Genomic DNA, 18,613 nt, shown 5'->3' with positions numbered 1-18,613 from the left:
CGTGAGCTGTCGACCGACCGCCGTCAGCACCGCCGTTCTTCCGGACGGCCGGGTCCTGTACTGGAACGGGATCGACAACACCGAGGGCAACGTCGACACCGCCGTGCTGCTCGAGGCCGGGCGCGTGCTGCGGGACTCGCAGGCCCGCTTGCTGGACCTGTCCGGCAAGGCGCCCGAGTTCACCGTGCTGGCGCCCGGCACCAACGGGGCCAACCCGGCGGGGGAGTACGAGGTCCCCCTGCTCGAGAACCCGGGCGGCACGATCGGCACCGGTCGGCCGGGCGACGGCCTCGTCGGCTCGATCGTCGGTCAGGTCCTGCCGACCGACCCGACCGCGCCGACCGCCGACAGCGCCGCGAACGACGACGACATGTTCTGCTCGGACCTGTCGCAGCTGCCGGACGGCACCATCCTCATCGCTGGCGGGACCGACTTCTACGGCACTGGGGCGATCGTGCCGGAGGACGTGGCCGGCGTGGGTGGCCTCGGTGTCGGCGAGCTCGAGGGGCTCCGCACCACCCGCATCTTCGACCCTGAGACCAGCGCCTTCCACACCGTCGACCCGATGAAGTACGGACGCTGGTACCCGACGCTGACGACGCTGCCGGACGGCGACGTCCTCACCGCCTCCGGCGTGACGCGGCTGGTCGCCAACAGCCGCTGCTCCCGGTGCGCCAGGTAGTGCGCCGCAGCGGCGGAAGGCAACTCAGGGCCATGGCCCGGTAGCACGGCGAGCTCGCCGAGCTCCTCCAGCCGACGAAGCGACATCAGGTAATCAGCGAGCACGCCGTCCGGATGCGCAACGACCGTGGTCCCCCGGCCGAGTGAGCATCCTGACGATAGGCGGGACAGGCGCTTGGGCGGGGCGCACCGGGGGTTCTGGTGGTACAGCGCGTTGATCTCCACGAACGGCAGCTGCGCCGGGCCGAGCGTGCCGGCCGGGGCGATCGCCGCGCCGGCCGTCAGTCCTGCGGAGGGATGCGGGGGCTTGTCGGTGGTGGCGGGCCGGTCTTGCGGTCGAGGTTCGCGACGTGCTGCTCGACCCGGGCCATCGTGGCCGACAGCGCAGCGAAGAAGGCGGGCAGGTCCTGCAGGACAGCGGTCGAGTCGTTCAGCCGCTCCAACGCGCCCGGAAGCGGTCCGGCGGTGTCGGCCAGCTGCTGCACCGGCTGCTGGAGCTCCTGCAGCGCCGCGAGATCCGCGCCAAGACTGTCCAGCCGCGCCTGCAGGCCAGCGAGGTCGTCGCCCAAGGCGGCGAGCTGGGCAGCACTGTCGGTCAGCGGGGCGACACCGGTGCGCAGCCGTTCGACGTCGCCGCGCAGCCGCTCGGCGAGCTGGTTGAGCTCGGCGAGCTGCGGGGACAGAGCTGTGAGGTCCTCGGTCACGGCGACCACGGGCGGGACGACACGCTGCACGTTGCCGTCGATGCGCTCCACCTGCTCCAACGTCTGTGGAGCCCGTTCGACCAGTCGCACGGCGTCGGGCAGGGCTGCGCCGGCGCGGGCCAGCTGCGGGACGTAGGGCAGCAGGAGGGCCAGCCCGACGAGCACGAGCAGCAGGACCGCCGCGACCAGGCCGAGCAGCGCGCGCGGGGCCCAGGCCGGCACCGATACGGGCGAGCTAGCAATGTTCGCTTCCCTGTCCTCGTTCATGCGGCGGTGAAGGACATCGCGTCGCTCCAGGCGGACCGGCGGCCGATCATCGCCCGGTACTTCATGATCTTGCCGGGGAGGTTGAGGGCCAGCGCGCCGACGAGGGCGTCGCCGCGTCGGTACAGCGCGACCCACCGCTCGTCGTCAAGGTCGCCGACCACGTGCACCTCGTCCGCGGCGGTGATGCCGACCATCTGGAGCTTGTCGGTGTACCAGTCGGACCAGAAGTACGGCACCGTGCTGTACGGGGTGGCGTTGCCCGGATCGAGCGCGTTGCGGGCGGCGGCGGCGCCCTGCTCGGCGGCCGAGGTCCAGTGCTCCAGCCGCATGACCCGGTCGAACTGCGGGTTGGTCCATCGCGCGACGTCGCCCGCCGCGTAGACACCTTCGGCCGCGCGCAGCGTCGCGTCGCACACGATCCCGTCATCGAGCTCGAGCCCGGAGTCCTGCAGCCACCCGGTCGTCGGGTCCGCGCCGATGCCCACGACGACGAGGTCCGCCGCCAGCACCTGCCCGTCGGTCAGCACCACCCGCTCGACGTGGCCGTCGCCCTCCAACGTGGCGACAGCGACCCCGCAGCGCAGCTCGGTGCCGTGCCGGGCGTGCAGGGCCGCGCAGGCCGGTGCCATGTGCTCGCCGACGGCGCGGACCAGCGGCATCGGGGCGGCTTCCAGGACGGTGACGGGCAGGTCGCGCTTGCGGGCGGCCGAGGCGACCTCGGAGCCGATGAACCCGCCGCCGACCACGACGGTGCGGCAGCCGGAGTCCATCGCGGACCGGATGGCCCGGGCGTCGTCGACGGTGCGCAGCGTGTGCACGCCCGGAAGCTGCTCGCCCGGCAGCTGCCGCGCCTGCGCCCCGGTCGCGATCACGAGCTGGGCGTAGCGCAGCCGCTTCCCGTCGGCGAGGACGACCTCGCGCGCCGAAGTGTCGAGCCCGGTCGCGGCGCTACCGAGGCGCAGCTCGACGTCGAGCTCGCGCAGTTGCTCGTCTGTCCGGTGTTGCGGGACGGGTGGCGGGTCGCCGGGGTCCAGGAAGGCCTTGGACAGCGGCGGCCGGTCGTAGGGCAGGTGCTCCTCGGCTCCGACCAGCACCAGAGGTCCGGTGTAGCCAGACTTGCGCGCCGCCTCGACGGCACGCAGCCCGGCCAGCGACGCACCGACAACGACGAACGCAGGCTGCTCGGTCACCGGGCGGTCAGTCCTCGATGCTCAGGGCGCTGGTCGGGCAGGCCGCAACGGCCTCCTCCATCAGCGCCCGCTGGTCCTCGGACGGGGTCGCGTTCAGCACGTTGAGCGCGCCGTCGTCGCCGACCTCGAAGACCTCCGGGGCGACGGACTCGCACATCCCCAGAGAGGAGCACTTGCTCTCGTCCAGCACGATCTTCATGACGGGTCCTCTCGCAGTCCGGGTTCAGCGGGCGGGTCAGCGGGCCGGGGTGAAGCGCACCGGCAGGTGGTTCACGCCGTGGAAGAAGGTGCTGTAGGTATAGGACGGCTCGCCGGACACCTCGATGTCGGGCAGCCGGGTGAGCAGCTCGCGCCAGATGGCGCGGAGCTGGGTGCGGGCGAGCTGGTTGCCCAGGCAGTGGTGGATGCCGCCGCCGCCGAAGGAGACGTGCGGGTTGGGGCTGCGCGAGAGGTCGAAGCGGTCGGGGGAGTCGAAGACCTCGGTGTCCCAGTTGGCGGAGGCGTAGAACATCACGACCTTGTCGCCCTGACTGATCTGCTGGCCGTTCAGCTCGCAGTCCCGCGCCGCGGTGCGCCGGAACGTCATGATCGGCGTGGCCCAGCGGACCATCTCCTCGACCGCTCCGGGCAGTCGCCCGTCGAGATCCTCCATCAACCACGCCCGCTGGTCCGGGAAGTCGGTCAGGGCCTTCATCGCGTGACTGGTGCTCTGCCGGGTGGTGTCGTTGCCGGCGATCGTCAGCAGCCCGAAGAACGAGACGATCTCGTCGTCGGTGAGCCGCTCGCCGTCCACCTCTGCCTGCACCAGGCTGGTCAGCAGGTCGTTGCCCGGGTGGGCGCGTCGGTGCTCGATGTGCTTGCCGGCCAGCTCGCGCAGGTAGAGCGTCGCCTCGAACAACCGGGTGAGCGGGTCCAGGTCCCCCATGAGCTCTGGGTCGTTCCAGCCACCGGCGTACTGCGACTCGTGCGACATCTTGGCGCGGTCGGCCTCGTCGTCGATGCCCAGCATGTCGCAGATGTTGTGCAGCGGGACCAGCGCGGCGCAGTCGGTCACGAAGTCGGCCTCGCCCTTGGAGGACAGGTCGTCCACGATGCGGCGGGCGTTCGCGGCGATCTGGTCGTTGATGCGGGCGACCTGCTTGGGCGTGAACGCCGAGCTGAGCAGCCGACGGATCTTGGTGTGCCGCGGCGGGTCCATCGCGATGAACCCCTGGCCGGCGTCCAGCAGCTCCTGCGGCATCGACTCCATCACGATGCCCTCGCCGGACAGGAAGTCGTCATGCCGCTTGGTGACCTCCACCAGATCGGCATGCCGGGTGACCGCCCAGAAGCCCCGGTCCTCCGGGTCCTCCATCAGCATGTCCTCGACCGGCGGGTGCCAGCTGACCGGGGCCTCGGCCCGCAGCACGGCGTAGGTCTGCTCCCGCTCGGTCGCGGTCTGGGTCCAGAACGCCTTGGAGGAAATGTCCCGGGCGTCGTACGGACGGCTCGTGCGCGGATGGTCGACGGTGGTCATGACGGCTCCAGAAGGTGGGGCAGGCGGCGGCACATACGTTGACATATATCAGCAGAATGTCAAGACTACGACTTGAAATCACACACTGTCACAAACGGACGTTCTCACAGATTCCGTCAACAGCGTGCCGTCACGACAGCAATCGCCAACGACGCGACAACAGGGCAGACTGACTGGATGACCGTCGAGCCGCTGCGGCTGAGCTTCCGCCGCCAGGTGCGGGAGCAGGCGCTGCACACCGCTCACGCACTCACCGTCGACAAGGGGTGGTCGCAGGTCCGGATGAGCGAGGTCGCCGCCCAGACCGGGGTGTCCCGGCCGACGCTGTACAAGGAGTTCGGCGACAAGCAGGGCCTCGGCGAAGCGCTCATCCTCCGCGAGACCGAGCGCTTCCTGACCGGCATCGCACAGGCGCTCGAGCAGCACCCGACGGACATCGCCGCCGGGGTCCTCGCCGCGGTGGAGTACATGCTGGCCGAGGCGGATGCCAGCCCGTTGCTGCGCGGGATCCTGACGTCCGCCCGAGCTGGCGACAACGATGCCTTGCCTCTGCTGACCACGCGCTCCGCGCCGATCCTGTCGGCCGCGACCGACACCCTCCTGGTGTGGTTTCGCGGCCACGTCCCTGAACTGGACGCAGAAGACCTCGCCGACAGCGCCGACGCCCTCGCCCGGCTCGCGGTCAGCCACCTCGTCCTTCCGGCGGAAGACCGCGCCGGGACCGCCCGCCGGCTCACACGAGTTGCTCTGCGCTGCCTGCGCCTCGACCCGCCCTGACCTGCGGGAGAGGCGCAAGCGGCGCGAGGCGGTCCTGCGTCTCACCCGGAGACGGGCAGCCGGGAGTAGCCGCGGATTGCTTCCTCTCCCCGCCTGACCCACACTCGGCTTGGACTTGCAGTCTGAACCAGAAGTCGGAGGGTGCCACGTGCGCACGGTCCCCACCCAGATGGAAGCCCGCCTTGTGCCGAGCCCTGGTCGGCGACCTCGGCGGGGTCGGGCGGATCCCGGAGATCGCGACAGCTCGCTCGCACCCAACGGCGATCCGCCTACCGCGGCTGCGGCGCTGTTCGGAGCCGTGACGATCAGCGGCCTGTCACGGTGAGCTCGTCCGGAGCAGGACCTCGTGCGGAAGGCGGAGGTTCGCTCGTCGGGGCTGTGCAACGCCAGGCGTGGGCAGCCGGTCGGCTGCCCCCGCTCGAGCAGGTGCGTCCAGACCTGTGGAGCATCCCGGTGCCGCTACCGAACAACCCGCTGCGGTACGTCCTGGTGTACGCCCTCGCTCACGACGACGGGCTGGCGCTCATCGATGCCGGCTGGGACACCGACACGGCCTGGGGCGCGCTGCTCGACGGGATCCGCACGACAGGTCACCAGATCAGCGACGTCACAGCCGTCGTCGCCACCCACGTGCATCCGGACCACTACGGCTTGGCGCACCGCGTTCGGAAGGCCTCCGGCGCCTGGGTCGCCCTGCACCCGGCCGACGCCGAACTGCTCGACGCCGACGCCGACGTCGGCCTGCCGGCACTGGTGGGCGCCGCTCGCGAGCTGTTCGCCAGCGCTGGCGCCCCAGACCTGGAGGTCTCACCTGCGCTCATCGCCAACGCACAGGACTACCTGACACCTGCCGAACCGCCCGATCGATTGCTGAGCGACGGCCAGCAGCTGACGTTCGGGGGGCGCAGCCTGACCGTCATCCACACTCCCGGACACACACCTGGGCACGTGTGCCTGCACGACCGTACGGACGAGCTGCTCTTCACCGGCGACCACGTCCTGCCGCGCATCACCAGCACGGTCGGATTGCACGGCAGCCCCGACCACGACGCGCTCGGGGAGTTCCTGGCCTCGCTCGCCCGCATCGCTGCGCTGGCCGAGAACGTCCGCGAAGTGCTCCCCGCCCACGAGCACCGGTTCACCGGCCTCGACCTCCGAGTGGCGGACCTCCTCGCGCACCATGAGGAACGCCTGACAGCCACCCACCGAGCCGTGGCCACCCATCCCGGCAGGAGCGCCTGGCAGGTGGCGCAGCACCTGGAGTGGTCCCGCCCCTGGGACGACATCGACCCGATCATGCAGCGGCTCGCAGCAGCTGAGACGCTCGCCCACCTGGTCCTGCTGCGACACCGTGGGCAGCTCCGCTCGACGGCCGGCCCAGCCCGGACGTGGAGCACCGCGAGTGCATCCCCCGGCGGCGGTCCCGCGACGTCAGCCCGACCAGCTCGCTCCTGAAAGGGGCTCGTCTGACGTCCATGTCGGCAGTTGCGGCCGGTGGCTGTCACAAGAAAGTACTGCCGGTGCAGCAGGAGACGGGGGCCCTCGGCGCGAAAAAGACAAATCATGATAAACCGCCCAGCCGCCGGGTCGACCGTTCTCCGCCTCTGCATCGCAGTCGGCCTCATCGCGGCCGGCGCGGCCGCGCTCCCCGCCGCTGCCGCGACCGGGGCCTGCGCGCCTGCCGAGCATTCTGGCGGCGAGTGGGCGACGTTCGGGGCCGACCTGTCGAACACGCGCACCCAGCCGGCGGAGACCACGATCGGCATAGCCGAGGTGCCACTGCTGACCCCGGTGTGGTCGTTCTCCACGGGAGGTGCGTCTCTCGGCTTCGGGGACCTCAACGGAACTCCCATCGTGTCGTCCGGCTGCGTCTACCTGAACACCGCAGCCGGCGATGTGATCGCCCTCAACGCCGACACCGGCGAGCTGGTCTGGCAGCACCACGAGGAGGTCCCCCTGGCCGGCCTCGGCGGCGACTTCGTCAGCTCGCCGGTCGCTGCGGACGGCCTCCTCGTGGCACTGGTCAACCGCGACAGCGGTCCCTACGCCATCGCCTTCGACCAGGTCACCGGTGCTGTGGCGTGGCGCAGCCGGCCGGTGGAGACGTCGCCGGGCTACTACACCAACGCCACTCCGGTGGTGCACGACGGGATCCTGGTCTTCGGCTTCTCCGCACCCGAGGGGAACCCGGCGTCGCGAGGCGGCTACGCGCTGCTCGACCTGCGCACCGGCCGGATCCTCGACCGGAGCTACGTCGTCCCGGACGCCGACTTCGCCGCGGGCTACGCCGGTGGCGGGGTGTGGACGGCACCCGCGATCGACGAGGAGCAGGGCTTCGCCTACATGGGCACGGCCAACCCCTACAGCAAGAAGATCGAGCACCCGAACACCAACGCGATCATCAAGGTCGACCTCAACCGCGGGCCGACCTTCGGCGACATCGTGGGGTCGTACAAGGGCAACATCGACCAGCTCTCGCCAGCGTTCCGTGATCTGATCGATCCGGTGTGCGACGCCGTCGGCGAGGAGCCCGCGCTGCAGCTGGTGGTGGGCAACAGCGCGCCGTGCCTGCAGCTGGACCTCGACTTCGGGGCGCCGCCCAACCTGTTCCGGGACAGCTCCGGTCGGCTGCTGATCGGCGACCTGCAGAAGTCCGGGATCTACCACGTCGCCGACGCCGACTCGATGGCGCCGGCCTGGCAGGCGGCATTCGGCGCATCGTGTCCCGCGTGCAACGCCGCAGCGACTGCCTTCGACGGCAGCTCGATCCTCGGTGTCGGGACCCCTGGCGGCGTCATGCTCTCACGGGGCCGTGACGACGGCGCGCTCGGCTGGGCCAGCCCCGTCGCGGACGGCGTCCACTACCAGTCGACAACGGTCGCCAACGGCGTCGCCTACACCGTCGACGGCAACGGCTTCGTCGACGCGTTCGATGCCTCCACCGGCCTGCCCCTGCTCCGCCGTCCGGTCCTCGCGGACTCCGGGCAGCCAGCCGTCGCCGTGACCAGCAGCGGAGTCGCCGTCGCCCGGAACACCGTCTACGTCGCAGCGGGCAACGCGCTGGTCGCCTACCAGCGCTGAACGGCTCGCGCCAGCGCTGCTGCCTGGCCGCTACCGGCGTTGCGGTTGCCGAGCTCGACGGCCGGCACCGTGCCGTCTGCTTTGGCGCGAGTTCACCAGGTGAGAGGGAGGGCGGAGTAGCCGCGGATGGGTCCGGACCGCAGCCGGGTTGCGTTGTCGAGGTCCACCTGCCAATCGGGGATCCGGCGGAGCAGACCCTCGAGTGCGATGCGGGCCTCCAGCCGGGCGAGGGAGGCACCGAGGCAGAAGTGGATCCCGCGCCCGAACGCGACCTGCCGGTCGCTGTGCCGCGTGATGTCGAAGGTGTCGGGGTCGGCGAACGCCCGGTCGTCGCGGTTGGCTGATCCGAACAGGAGCAGGACGGTGTCGCCGGCGTCCATCCGGGTGTCGTGCACCGTCACGTCTCGGGTCAGGGTCCGTGACAGGCCCTGGACCGGTGAGTCGTAGCGAAGGAGCTCTTCGACGGCAGGATCGATCATGGCGGGATCGGCGGCCATGGCCCGGCGCGCATCGGGGTGCTGGGCGAGCACGACGGCGGCGTTGCCGAGCAGGTTGGTCGTGGTCTCGTGCCCGGCGACGAGGAGTAGGAGGCAGAAGCCGAGCAGCTCCTCGTCGGTGAGCTGCTGGCCGTGCACGTCGGCGGCGACGAGCGCGGACAGCAGATCGTCCTGGGGTGCCCGTCGGCGTTCGTTCAGGAAGCCGGTGAAGTACTCGTACAGCGATGCCGCTGCAGCCAGACCTGGCCCGAAGGTGCCGTGGACCGGACTGGACTGCACCAGCGTCGAGGACCAACCCCGGAACTGCTCCCGGTCGTCCCGGGGGATGCCCAGCAGGTCTGCGATCACCATCGCTGGGAGTGGGCCGGCCAGCTGCGCCACGACGTCACCGGACCCTTCGCCGGTCAGGTCGTCGAGGAGCTCGTCGGCCAGGAAGCGGACCGACTGCTCCAGCCCGGCGATCCGCCGCGGGGTGAACGCGCGGCTGACGATCGTCCGCATCCCGGTGTGCCGCGGCGGGTCCATCATGATCATCATCGGCAGGAACAGGTCGGTCAGGTCCACCCCCGGCGGGGTCGGGAAGATCCCCTTCGCGGACGAGTACGTGCCCGGGTCGCGCAGGGCGGTGTCGACGTCGTCGTACCGACTCAGCACCCACGACCGCCCCGGCGCCGATCGGTAGACCGGCTGCTCCTCGCGCAAGGTCCGGTAGACCGGGTACGGGTCATCCTGGACATCGGAGTCGAACGGGTCGTACAGAGCGGTGTCAACTGCCATGCTGGCGTCCCAACTCAGCGAAGGTTTGTACTCGCAGTCTGAACACGACGAGCAGGGAGTGTCAATGCGTCCGGTGCCGGGACAGATCGCGGGGAAGCTGTCCGCCGCCGCGGAGCTGTTCGCCGACCGCGGGGTCGACCAGACCAAGATCGAAGACGTGGCCGCGGCCACCGGCGTGCCCAAGGCGACGCTCTACTACTACTTCGCGGGCAAGGAGGAGATCCTTGCCTTCCTGTTCCAGGACCTGCTGCGGCGCATCGCCGACGAGGTTGCCATCGGCGTCGAGAGTGAGGGCACAGCCGCTGAACGGTTGCGCCGTGTCGTCACGGCCCAGCTCGGCGTGATGGCCGAGCAGCCTGCCGTCTGCCGGGCGCTGACCGGGGAGCTGGGACGTGCCGGCCGGATGCCGGCGATCGCCGCTGCCATCAGGGACGCCTACCACGCACCCGTAGCGCACCTGCTCGCAGAGGGAGCCGCCGACGGATCCCTCGCTGCGGTCGCCGACGCCGACGCGGTGGCGCTGGTGCTGTTCGGCGCGGTGACGGTGACCGGCCTGGCCAAGCTCCTGTCCAAGGAGACGATGGCGGTCGACGACGCGGCCGGCGCCGTCATCGCCGTCCTGCTCGACGGGCTGCGCCCCCGCTGACACCCACCCCACCGGTCCTCCAGCCTGGACGCCCATATTGTACTTCTAGTACAATATGGGCGTCCAGCCGGTCGTCGCGAGGAGGTGGATGCGTGGCCACCAGCGAACGGTTGGCGGGGGCACTGCCTCGCCTGTCCGGGTTCGCGCAGCGACACGCCCGCTGGGTGGTGCTGGCCTGGGTAATGCTTGCTGTCGGCCTGGTAGCGGCCTCTCCGTCGCTGGCCAAGGTGAGCGTGCAGGACCAGGCCGTCTTCCTGCCGCAGGGGTCACCCTCCCAGCTGGCCACCGAGCAGCTGGGGCGGCTGTTCCCGCAGGACCCGTCTGTCAACTCCGCGGTCGTGGTCCTCGCCCGGCCCGGTGGGCTGACAGCCGCCGACCGCAGCTACGCCGCCGATCTCGGCCGCCGGCTGCGGACCGCGTCGCGCGCGCCTGACAGCGGGGTATCCCAGGTCCTCGCCGTCGGCGAGGACAGCCGGCTCGCATCGTCGCTGCGCTCCCCGGACGGTCAGGCCGAGCTCATCGTCGTCGGCTACCGAACCGGGGCCTTCGCCGACACGACGATCGAGTCGGTGCGCCAGCTGCGCCGCGAGCTGCGCGCGGCACCGGCCGGACTCACCCACCAGGTCACCGGCCTGGCCGGGGTGGGCGCCGACCAGGACAGCGCGTTGAAGACGACGTTCCTTCGGGTCGGAGTCGTCAGCGTCTTGCTGGTCGTGGCGATCCTGCTGCTCGTCTACCGCTCGGTGGTGGCGGCCGCCATCCCGCTGGTGACCATCGGCCTGGCCTTCCTCGTTGCCGAGTCAGCGGTCGCGCTGCTGGCCCAGGCCGGCCTGCAGGTGGCCAGCCTGGCCGCAACGTTCATGCTCGTGCTGGTCTTCGGCGCCGGCACCGACTACTGCCTGTTCCTGGTGTCCCGGTATCGCGCCGAGCTGTCCGAGTCCGAGACACCAACGGCAACCCTGCGCCGTACGACGGACGTCATGACGGGCGTCATCGTGGCCTCCGGCGCTGCCGTGGTGATCGGGTTCCTGGCCCAGTTCACCGCGAAGTTCGGCTTCTACCGGACGATGGGGCCCGCCATCGGACTGTCGGTCGTCATCACCGTGCTGGCCGCGCTGACGCTCACACCCGCGATCGTGCAGCTGGCCGGCCGGCATGCGTTCTGGCCGGCGCCGATGGACACCGTCCGGTCCGCCCGACCGGTCCCGCACCCCCGCTGGGAGCGCCTGGGCCGGCTGGTTCGACGCTGGCCGGCCGAGGCCGCCCTCGCCGCCGTCATCCCCATGGTCCTGCTGTCCGCCGGGATGGCCGCGATCCACACCTCGACCGATCTGCTCGCCGAGCTGCCTGCTGGCGCAGAAGCCAGGACCGGAGCGAGCACCGTCGCCCGGCACTTCCCCGCCGGTGCCTCCGCCCCGTTGTCGGTCATCGTGTCCGGTGCCGAGCCGATCAGCAGCGGCAGTCGGCTGTCGGCGGTGGACCGGCTCACCGACGCCCTGCGGGCCACCCCAGGCGTCGCGCAGGTGCGGTCAGCGACCCAACCCGCCGGCGAACCGCTGACCGGCCGTGCCTCACCCGGCGGGCCGAGCGGCGACCTGCGCGCCCTCGGGCTCGACCCGAACAAGGTGGACGTCACCCCGCTGTACAACGCGCTGGCCTCCGCGCGCGGGCTGCGGCTGACCGAGGACGTCCTCGCGCGTTATCCGCAGCTGGGCAAGACCGTGTCGCTGTTCAACGGCGCGGACGGGCAGTCGACCCGGTTGATCGTGCTTCTGGACGAAGCGCCGTTCGGGGAGGGGGCACAGCAGACCGCCCGGCGTCTGAGCGCCGTCACCGAGCAGACACTCGCCGGGTCGGCGCTCACCGGCGCGCAGGTCGCGGTCGCGGGTCCGGCCGCGGTGTTCGGTGACATCCAGAGGACCGCGACCCAGGACTTCCTGGGCATCGCCGTAGTCCTGAGCCTCGCCATCCTGCTCGTCCTGGCGTTCCTGCTCCGGTCACTGCTGCTGCCCGCACTGCTGGTCGGCACGGCGCTGCTGTCCTACACGGCGTCGCTGGGGGTGGCAGCGCTCGTCGGCCGGTTCGTCCTCGGCCAGGACGGCGTCGCGTTCTACCTACCGGCGTTCCTCATGGTCATCCTGGTTGCGCTCGGCTCGGACTACAACATCTTCATCACCAGCCGCATCCGCGAGGAACGCGACGCCGGCGCCACCATCACCGACGCGGCCGTCCGCGGGCTCATCGCCACCGGACCGGTCATCAGCAACGCCGGCCTGATCCTGGCCGGCACCTTCGCCGCGCTCGCGTTCGCACCCATCCCCACCCTCCAGCAGGTCGGCATCGCCGTCGCCTTCGGCGTTCTGCTCGACACCTTCGTCGTCCGCCCGCTGCTCGTGCCGGCCCTGGTCATCCTGCTCGGGCGGTGGGCGTTCTGGCCCGAGGGCAGCCCCGTGCGCGCCGGCCGCAGTTGGACACCACGTCGACTGCAGACCACGGGGGTCACGGCCCTGGCGGCGATCCTCGCTGCCACGTTCGGGCTCGTACTCGTGTCCGGCACTCCGGCGGGTGGGCTGCCGACGGTCGCCGCAACCCGACCGTCGGCGGGGGCCGTGACACCGACCCCCACGACGGCCGCACCGATCGCGCCAAGCGGCGGCACTGCAGGCCAGCCGACCCGCATCGACCCGTCGCCGACCGAAGCGGCCCTGGCCGCCCCGCGTTCCGCTACCACAGCACCGACGCGCACCACCGCTGCGTCAGGTCCATCGCCAGTCGGCCCGTCCCGTCCCACCCGCATCGCCGTGCCGGCCACCGGCGGATGGGTCTACGACGCGCGGGGCACCCGCAAGGTCGGTGCCGCGGGAAGCGAACAACCGTTCCAGGAGCAGGCCACTACCCAGGTCAGCCGGACCGGCGGCAGCGCGGACAATCCAGAGCTGCGACTGCGCACAGAGACCAACGGCGGGACCTCCCAGTACGACCGTCGGTACTCCGCCGCGCGGGTCCAGCTCCTCGCCACCGACATGTCCTCAGCCGGGCTGTCCTACGGCGGACAGTTCGACCCGCCCCAGGACCTCATTCGATGGCCGGTGCAGCAGGACGCCACCTGGAGCAGCGACTGGACACTCGGCAGCGTCCAAGGCCACACCGACACGACAGTGCTCGGCACGAAGAGCCTCACCGTCTCCGGCATGACCCACACCTGCTACGAGCTGCACTCCCGTTCCACCTACCGCGGTGATGCGCAGGGGACGCAGGACACCACGTCCTGCTGGATCGCCGAGCTCGGCATGGTCGGCACCGAACACCAGGTGTTCAAGGGCAGCTACAACGGCGTGCCCTTCGACAGCGACGTCACCACAACCCTGCAACGCACTCCCTGATCCCTCAGCACCTCGACGCGCAGCCGCCGAGGTCGGCCGGCCGGTCTCGAGAAGAAGGACGTCGGCGACGGAGAGGGCGTCGCGGTCGGTCGCCCTGAAGGGGACGACTGAGGTTGCCAGCCGCCGTTCCATCCCTCCGGGTCGCGCGGCTCAGGCGACGCGCCGGCCTTCGCGCTGCTCCGGAAGGCGATGCACGGGACAGGCCATCGAGCTCCCTGTGCCGGAGCTGATGGAACGCGTCGTGATCGGAGGGTGGCCGGGCCTCCTCGGCGTCGGTGAAGCGGAAGCCAGGGCGTGGCCCGGCGACTACGTGCAGCACATCAGCGAGGTGGACGTCCCTGCCATGGGCCCCCAGCGGAACCCCAGGAACGTCAGGCGCCTGCTGGAGTCCTTGGCCAGATCCGTTGGCCAGCCAGCCAAGCGCACCGAGCTGGAGCAGGACGTCGGGGGCGATCGTGGACCCGTTGCCCCCGAGACCCTGCACAACTACCTCGACGCCCTCGAGCGGCTCATCCTGACCGAGGCCAGCGAAGCCTGGCGTCCGCACATGCGCTCCCGCACCCGACTCCGCAGCGCGCCGGTCCGGTACTTCGTCAACCAACGTGGCGCTCAACACCCCGCGGCTCTCGGCATCGGCAGCGCCGAGCTGCTCGCGGACCTCGAGGCGGCTGTCTTCCACTTCGAGGCGATGGTCATACGCGACTTGGGGTCGACTCACAACCACTCGGAGGCATCGTCGAGTCCTGGCGCGACGCCAACGGCCGCGAGGTGGACGCCGTCGTCACGCTGCCCGGAGGACGGTGGGCGGCCTTCGAGGTCAAGCTCAACCCCCAGGCGACAGACGTCGCTGCCGCCTCCCTGCTGAAGTTCGCGTCGAGTGTGTACACCGCCCGTCACGGCGAATCGGCTGCACTCGCTGTGATCACGAGCACCGGCCATGCCGGGCGCCGGCCTGACGGAGTCCACGTCATCCCGATCACCTCACTCGGGCCTTGACCCATGTCGGCCAGCCTGTCAGGTGGCGTCCTGGGCCCAGGGGGAGCACCCAGACCGATGGCAGCCGCGCGGGAGAGGTGACCTGAGTCGCACCCGTTGCTCAACATCTGCCGACGACAGCCGATGGGGACCTCTCGTCGTAGGCGAGTCGCTTCCCCACCGTCAGAGGTCGTCGCCGTCATGAGTCGGTTCGTGGCAGTGCCGCAGCCGACCTGGGCGGTGCGACCGGAGCGGAGAAGCCCACGCCGAACCGGGGGCCGATGGCCGCCCCGGCACGGTCGACCCGTGACGCGCACGCGAGCATCCCGGCTCGAGCTGGCACGACGACTCATGGCCGTCTCCACCGTGCTGCTGGTGATCGCGGTCACGTGCGCTCACCTGACCGATCAGGTCGGTCCAGCCGTCGATGACCTGAGCCAGTTGCTCGCGGCACTGCTCGCCTCGGTCAGCTGTGCCTTGGCTGCCATGGCAGCGACCGGACGGCTGTGCTGGGGATGGGCCGCCTTGGCCGTCGCCTGTCTCTCCTGGACGATCGGGCAGGCGATCTGGTCCACGTACGAGCTCGTGCTGCAGAGTGAGACGCCCTTTCCCTCTGCCGCCGACATCGGGTTCCTGGGCTTCCCTGTCGGCGCCATGATCGCCCTGGCTGTCTTCCCGAGCGGCGCCTCCCAGACGGACCGGCGACGGATGGCCATGGACGGGTTGATGGTCGCGACCGCCATCGGACTCGTCTCCTGGACAACTGCGCTCGGAGCCGTGGTCCATGCAGGTGGCGACTCGCGGCTGTCGACGATCGTGTCGGTGTCCTACCCGCTGTCCGACCTGGCGCTGCTCGTCCTGTGCGTGCTCGTCATGTCGCGGTCGAGGTCTCACCGCGTACCGCTCGGCTGTGTCGCGGCCGGGCTGGCGCTGATGGCGCTCTCCGACAGCGGCTTCGCCTACCTCACGGCTCAGGGGACCTACGAGTCGGGCAACCCGGTCGCCCTGGGTTGGATCCTCGCCTTCAGCGTGCTGGCCCTCGCACCGCAGGCGCGAGGGGCGACCTGCAGCGCGGTCGAGGAGCACGCGGTCGCGGTCGCCGGCGCCGCACTGCCCTACGTCCCGCTCGCGACCGCGCTCAGCTTCATCGGCTGGAGGTACGCCAGCGGCCTTCGCCCCTCGACAGTCGAGGTGTCACTGACCGCGTTCCTCGTGGTGCTGGTGCTCTCCCGGCAGTTCCTGACCGTCCGTAACAACCAGCAGCTAGCCGTGGCACTCGCCGGCCGGGAGGCCGACCTGCGGTACCAGGCCTTCCACGACGGCTTGACCGGCCTCGCCAACCGGGCGCTCTACGTCGATCGGGTGACGCACGCCCTGGAGCTGCACCGCCGGGACAGGCGAAGCCTGGCCATCTGCTTCCTGGACCTGGACGGCTTCAAGGCCGTCAACGACGCCAGGGGCCACGCAGCTGGGGACGAGCTCCTCAAGCTGGTCGCCCAGCGCCTGTGGGGGGAGCTCTCCGAAGCGGACACCCTCGCCCGGCTGGGCGGGGACGAGTTCGCCGTGCTGCTCGAGGACGGGTCAGGGCCCGTCGATGTCGCGCGGTCGATGCTGGACAGCCTTCGCTCGCCCTTCGTGATCACTGGCCATGAGGTCTGCGTGCTGGCGAGTGCGGGCGTGGCCGTCGTCGAACCCCGTGACGACACCCCCACGGTCGACGAGCTGCTGACGCGCGCAGACGTGGCGATGTACGCCGTCAAGCGCCAGGGCAAGGCTGACGTCCTGCTGCACACCGCAGGCCTCCAGCTCGACGAGCTGGATGACCTGGACCTGGGGCGTTCCCTCTGCGCGGCACTGCAGGCACGGCAGCTCACCGTGGTGTTCCAGCCCATCGTCGACCTGGCCAGCCGTCAAGTTCACACCCTCGAGGCACTCGCCCGGTGGGAACCCGAGGGCAGATCCATCTCACCGGAGGTGTTCGTCCCCGTCGCCGAAAAGTGCCATCTCATCGGCCAGCTGTTCCAGTTCGTGCTCGAGACGACCTGCGAGCAGCTGGCGCGATGGACCGCCCTACCGGGTGGTTCGAAGGTGTGCGGAGCCGTGAACCTCAGTCCGACACAGCTGTCGACGCCCGGCCTCGTCGAGATGGTCGTCACGACGTTGCGACGGCACGGAATCCCGGGCGACCGTCTCGTGCTGGAGATCACCGAGACCGAGGTCCTGGCGGACACGGTCGTCAGCCATGCCGCGTGCGTCCGGCTCAGGCAGTTCGGGATCCGGCTGTCCGTCGACGACTTCGGGATCGGGCTGAGCTCCCTGGCTCGACTGAGGGACCTCCCGATCGACGAGGTCAAGATCGACCGATCGTTCGTGACCGGGGTGGACCAGGACGGCGGTAGCCGTCGCTTCGTCCGCGGGGTCCTCGCCTTCGCCGCCGAGATCGGCATCACGGTCGTGGCCGAAGGGGTCGAGCGCGAGACCGAGCGCAACGTGCTCGCGGAGCTCGGGTGCCACCGGGCCCAGGGCTACCTGTTCTCCCGACCGGTTGCGGCAGCGGCCGTCGACGCGCTCCTGCAGACCTTGCCGGCGCTCCCCACACCGCGGGGCGAGGCCGTCCGGCAGGTGCCTCGGTAGATCGCAGCGGCTGACGGGACATGCCGTCTCGGGTCCCGGGACCCCAGACGGCCGTCCGGGCCGTGGGACCACGGCTCGGGAAGGCCACGACCTGGCAGGCGGTTGGCCCGGGGGTGACCGCCCTGCACCCGCTGCTCGCCGCCCGCTGGAGCCCGCGCTCCTTCGACGCGACCCACGTCCTCACCGATGACGACGTCGGGGCGCTGCTGGAGGCGGCGCGCTGGGCGCCGAGCGCCAGCAACAGCCAGCCCTGGCGCTTCGCCGTGGCACATCGAGGTATGCCGGAGCACGCGGCCGTCGTCGACGCCCTCGTCGGCTGGAACCAGCAGTGGGCGCCGGCCGCGTCGGCGCTGCTCGTGGCCGCCGCGGTGACCGTCACCGACGAGGGCAAGCCCCTGCGCTGGGCGGCCTACGACACCGGGCAGGCCGTCGCGCACCTGTCGTTGCAGGCACAGGCGATGGGCCTGGCCGTCCACCAGATGGGCGGCTTCGACACCGAGGTGGTGACGCGCCTGCTCGGGACCGACCCGGCCGGCGCTCCCCAGGCCCTCGTGCCCCAGACCGTCGTGGCCGTCGGCCGCCACGACCCCACCGCAGTCCTGCCCGAGAAGCTCGCCGCCCGCGAGACCGCTCCGCGGGAGCGGCTCGACCCGGCGACGCTGCTGCGACCGGTCCGGTCCCAGTGGGCTCAGACCGTGGTGGCGATCCCACCGTCGACCGGGATGACCGCACCCGTGACGTAGGAGCCCGCGCGGCTCGCGAGGAAGACCGCGACGCCCGCCATGTCGTCGGGTCGGCCAATCCGTCCCAGCGGTGCCGCGGACGCGATGGCGTCACCAAAGACGTCGAGGGTGGCGGCCATCATCTTCGATTCAAAGGGCCCCGGGGCCACGGCGTTGACGGTGATCCGCTTGGGCCCGAGCTCCTTGGCGAGGACCTTGGTGAGCATGTGCACCGCAGCCTTGGACGAGGAGTAGGAGTACGTCGGCAGGGCCGGCACCCGCAGCCCGTCGATGGAGCCGATGTTGATGACGCGCGCCGGGTCGTCGTCGCTCGCGGCCGCCTCGAGCAGCGGCAGGAAGGCCCGGGTGAGGAAGAACGGCGACTTGAGGTTGAGGTCGATGACCTTGTCCCAGGCCGACTCCGGGAAGGTTGCGAGCGGCTCGCCCCAGGTCGCGCCGGCGTTGTTGACCAGCACGTCGACGCGGTCGGTGGCCGCGCCGACCTCGGCCGCGAGCCGCAGGCACTCGGCCTCCTGCGCGAGGTCGGCCGCGACGGCATGCACCTCGCCGTACGCCGAGAGCTCCTCGCGCGCCGCCTCGCAGGCGTCGGCCTTGCGCGAGCTGATCCACACGGTGGCGCCGGCCTGCAGGAGGCCGCGGGCGATCATCAGCCCGATGCCGCGGGTGCCGCCAGTGACGACGGCCTTCTTGCCGGTGAGGTCGAAGAGGTCCATGCGTCGACGCTAGCGCCGCGACTGAGGGC

General features: G+C 70.9%; 14 protein-coding genes and 1 pseudogene. 8 read left to right on the top strand and 7 right to left on the bottom strand.

Features of this window, described 5'->3' with window-relative positions; all coding sequences use genetic code 11:
* Positions 1–601: 601 nt before the first annotated feature.
* The 5 genes and pseudogenes from Q8R60_16365 to Q8R60_16345 all read right to left on the bottom strand — a co-directional run bounded on the left by Q8R60_16365 (position 602) and on the right by Q8R60_16345 (position 4,358).
* Positions 602–849: pseudogene (locus tag Q8R60_16365) on the bottom strand (MBL fold metallo-hydrolase).
* Between the two features lie 113 nt (positions 850–962).
* Positions 963–1,607 (bottom strand): hypothetical protein, encoded by a 645-nt coding sequence (locus Q8R60_16360; GenBank protein ID MDP3714050.1) that lies wholly within the window; start codon positions 1,605–1,607, stop codon positions 963–965.
* Between the two features lie 41 nt (positions 1,608–1,648).
* Positions 1,649–2,842 (bottom strand): FAD-dependent oxidoreductase, encoded by a 1,194-nt coding sequence (locus Q8R60_16355; protein ID MDP3714049.1) that lies wholly within the window; start codon positions 2,840–2,842, stop codon positions 1,649–1,651.
* 7 nt (positions 2,843–2,849) lie between these two features.
* On the bottom strand, positions 2,850–3,041 hold the full coding sequence (locus tag Q8R60_16350; protein MDP3714048.1) for a ferredoxin: 192 nt from the start codon (positions 3,039–3,041) through the stop codon (positions 2,850–2,852).
* Between the two features lie 36 nt (positions 3,042–3,077).
* Positions 3,078–4,358 carry a cytochrome P450 gene (locus Q8R60_16345; GenBank protein ID MDP3714047.1) on the bottom strand — a complete coding sequence of 427 codons (1,281 nt, stop codon included), beginning with the start codon at positions 4,356–4,358 and terminating at the stop codon, positions 3,078–3,080.
* A gap of 177 nt (positions 4,359–4,535) precedes the next feature.
* Between Q8R60_16345 and Q8R60_16340 the strand changes: the two genes are divergently transcribed.
* From Q8R60_16340 to Q8R60_16330, 3 genes are all read left to right on the top strand, one after another.
* Entirely contained in the window at positions 4,536–5,135 is a 600-nt protein-coding gene (locus Q8R60_16340; GenBank protein MDP3714046.1) for a TetR family transcriptional regulator, read from the top strand.
* A gap of 453 nt (positions 5,136–5,588) precedes the next feature.
* Complete coding sequence (locus Q8R60_16335; protein ID MDP3714045.1) at positions 5,589–6,590, top strand: MBL fold metallo-hydrolase; 1,002 nt, start codon at positions 5,589–5,591, stop codon at positions 6,588–6,590.
* Between the two features lie 108 nt (positions 6,591–6,698).
* The gene (locus Q8R60_16330; protein MDP3714044.1) at positions 6,699–8,216 is read left to right on the top strand and encodes a PQQ-binding-like beta-propeller repeat protein; all 1,518 of its coding nucleotides are present in this window, start codon (positions 6,699–6,701) and stop codon (positions 8,214–8,216) included.
* A 92-nt stretch (positions 8,217–8,308) separates the two neighbouring features.
* Here the strand turns inward: Q8R60_16330 and Q8R60_16325 are convergent, their stop codons facing one another.
* Positions 8,309–9,490, bottom strand: a complete 1,182-nt coding sequence (locus Q8R60_16325) for a cytochrome P450 (protein MDP3714043.1) — start codon at positions 9,488–9,490, stop codon at positions 8,309–8,311.
* Positions 9,491–9,554: 64 nt separating this feature from the next.
* Between Q8R60_16325 and Q8R60_16320 the strand changes: the two genes are divergently transcribed.
* The 5 genes from Q8R60_16320 (at position 9,555) to Q8R60_16300 (ending at position 17,871) form a co-directional block, all read left to right on the top strand.
* Positions 9,555–10,136 (top strand): TetR/AcrR family transcriptional regulator, encoded by a 582-nt coding sequence (locus Q8R60_16320; GenBank protein ID MDP3714042.1) that lies wholly within the window; start codon positions 9,555–9,557, stop codon positions 10,134–10,136.
* Positions 10,137–10,228: 92 nt separating this feature from the next.
* A complete protein-coding gene (locus Q8R60_16315; protein ID MDP3714041.1) occupies positions 10,229–13,519 on the top strand; it encodes an MMPL family transporter in 3,291 nt (1,096 codons plus the stop codon).
* Between the two features lie 217 nt (positions 13,520–13,736).
* Positions 13,737–14,384, top strand: a complete 648-nt coding sequence (locus Q8R60_16310; GenBank protein MDP3714040.1) for a DUF4143 domain-containing protein — start codon at positions 13,737–13,739, stop codon at positions 14,382–14,384.
* A 416-nt stretch (positions 14,385–14,800) separates the two neighbouring features.
* The gene (locus Q8R60_16305; protein ID MDP3714039.1) at positions 14,801–17,128 is read left to right on the top strand and encodes a bifunctional diguanylate cyclase/phosphodiesterase; all 2,328 of its coding nucleotides are present in this window, start codon (positions 14,801–14,803) and stop codon (positions 17,126–17,128) included.
* Between the two features lie 113 nt (positions 17,129–17,241).
* Positions 17,242–17,871 carry a nitroreductase family protein gene (locus tag Q8R60_16300; protein MDP3714038.1) on the top strand — a complete coding sequence of 210 codons (630 nt, stop codon included), beginning with the start codon at positions 17,242–17,244 and terminating at the stop codon, positions 17,869–17,871.
* On the opposite strand, the gene Q8R60_16295 is transcribed toward Q8R60_16300, so the two are convergent.
* Positions 17,817–18,584: an SDR family oxidoreductase gene (locus tag Q8R60_16295; protein ID MDP3714037.1), complete on the bottom strand. Its 768-nt coding sequence runs from the start codon at positions 18,582–18,584 to the stop codon at positions 17,817–17,819. The two genes, Q8R60_16300 and Q8R60_16295, sit on opposite strands and share 55 nt — an antisense overlap.
* Positions 18,585–18,613 lie beyond the last annotated feature (29 nt).

This window comes from Mycobacteriales bacterium, from assembly GCA_030697205.1.
In the GTDB taxonomy this organism is placed as follows: domain Bacteria; phylum Actinomycetota; class Actinomycetes; order Mycobacteriales; family SCTD01; genus JAUYQP01.
This window is presented reverse-complemented; position numbering and strand designations above follow the sequence as displayed.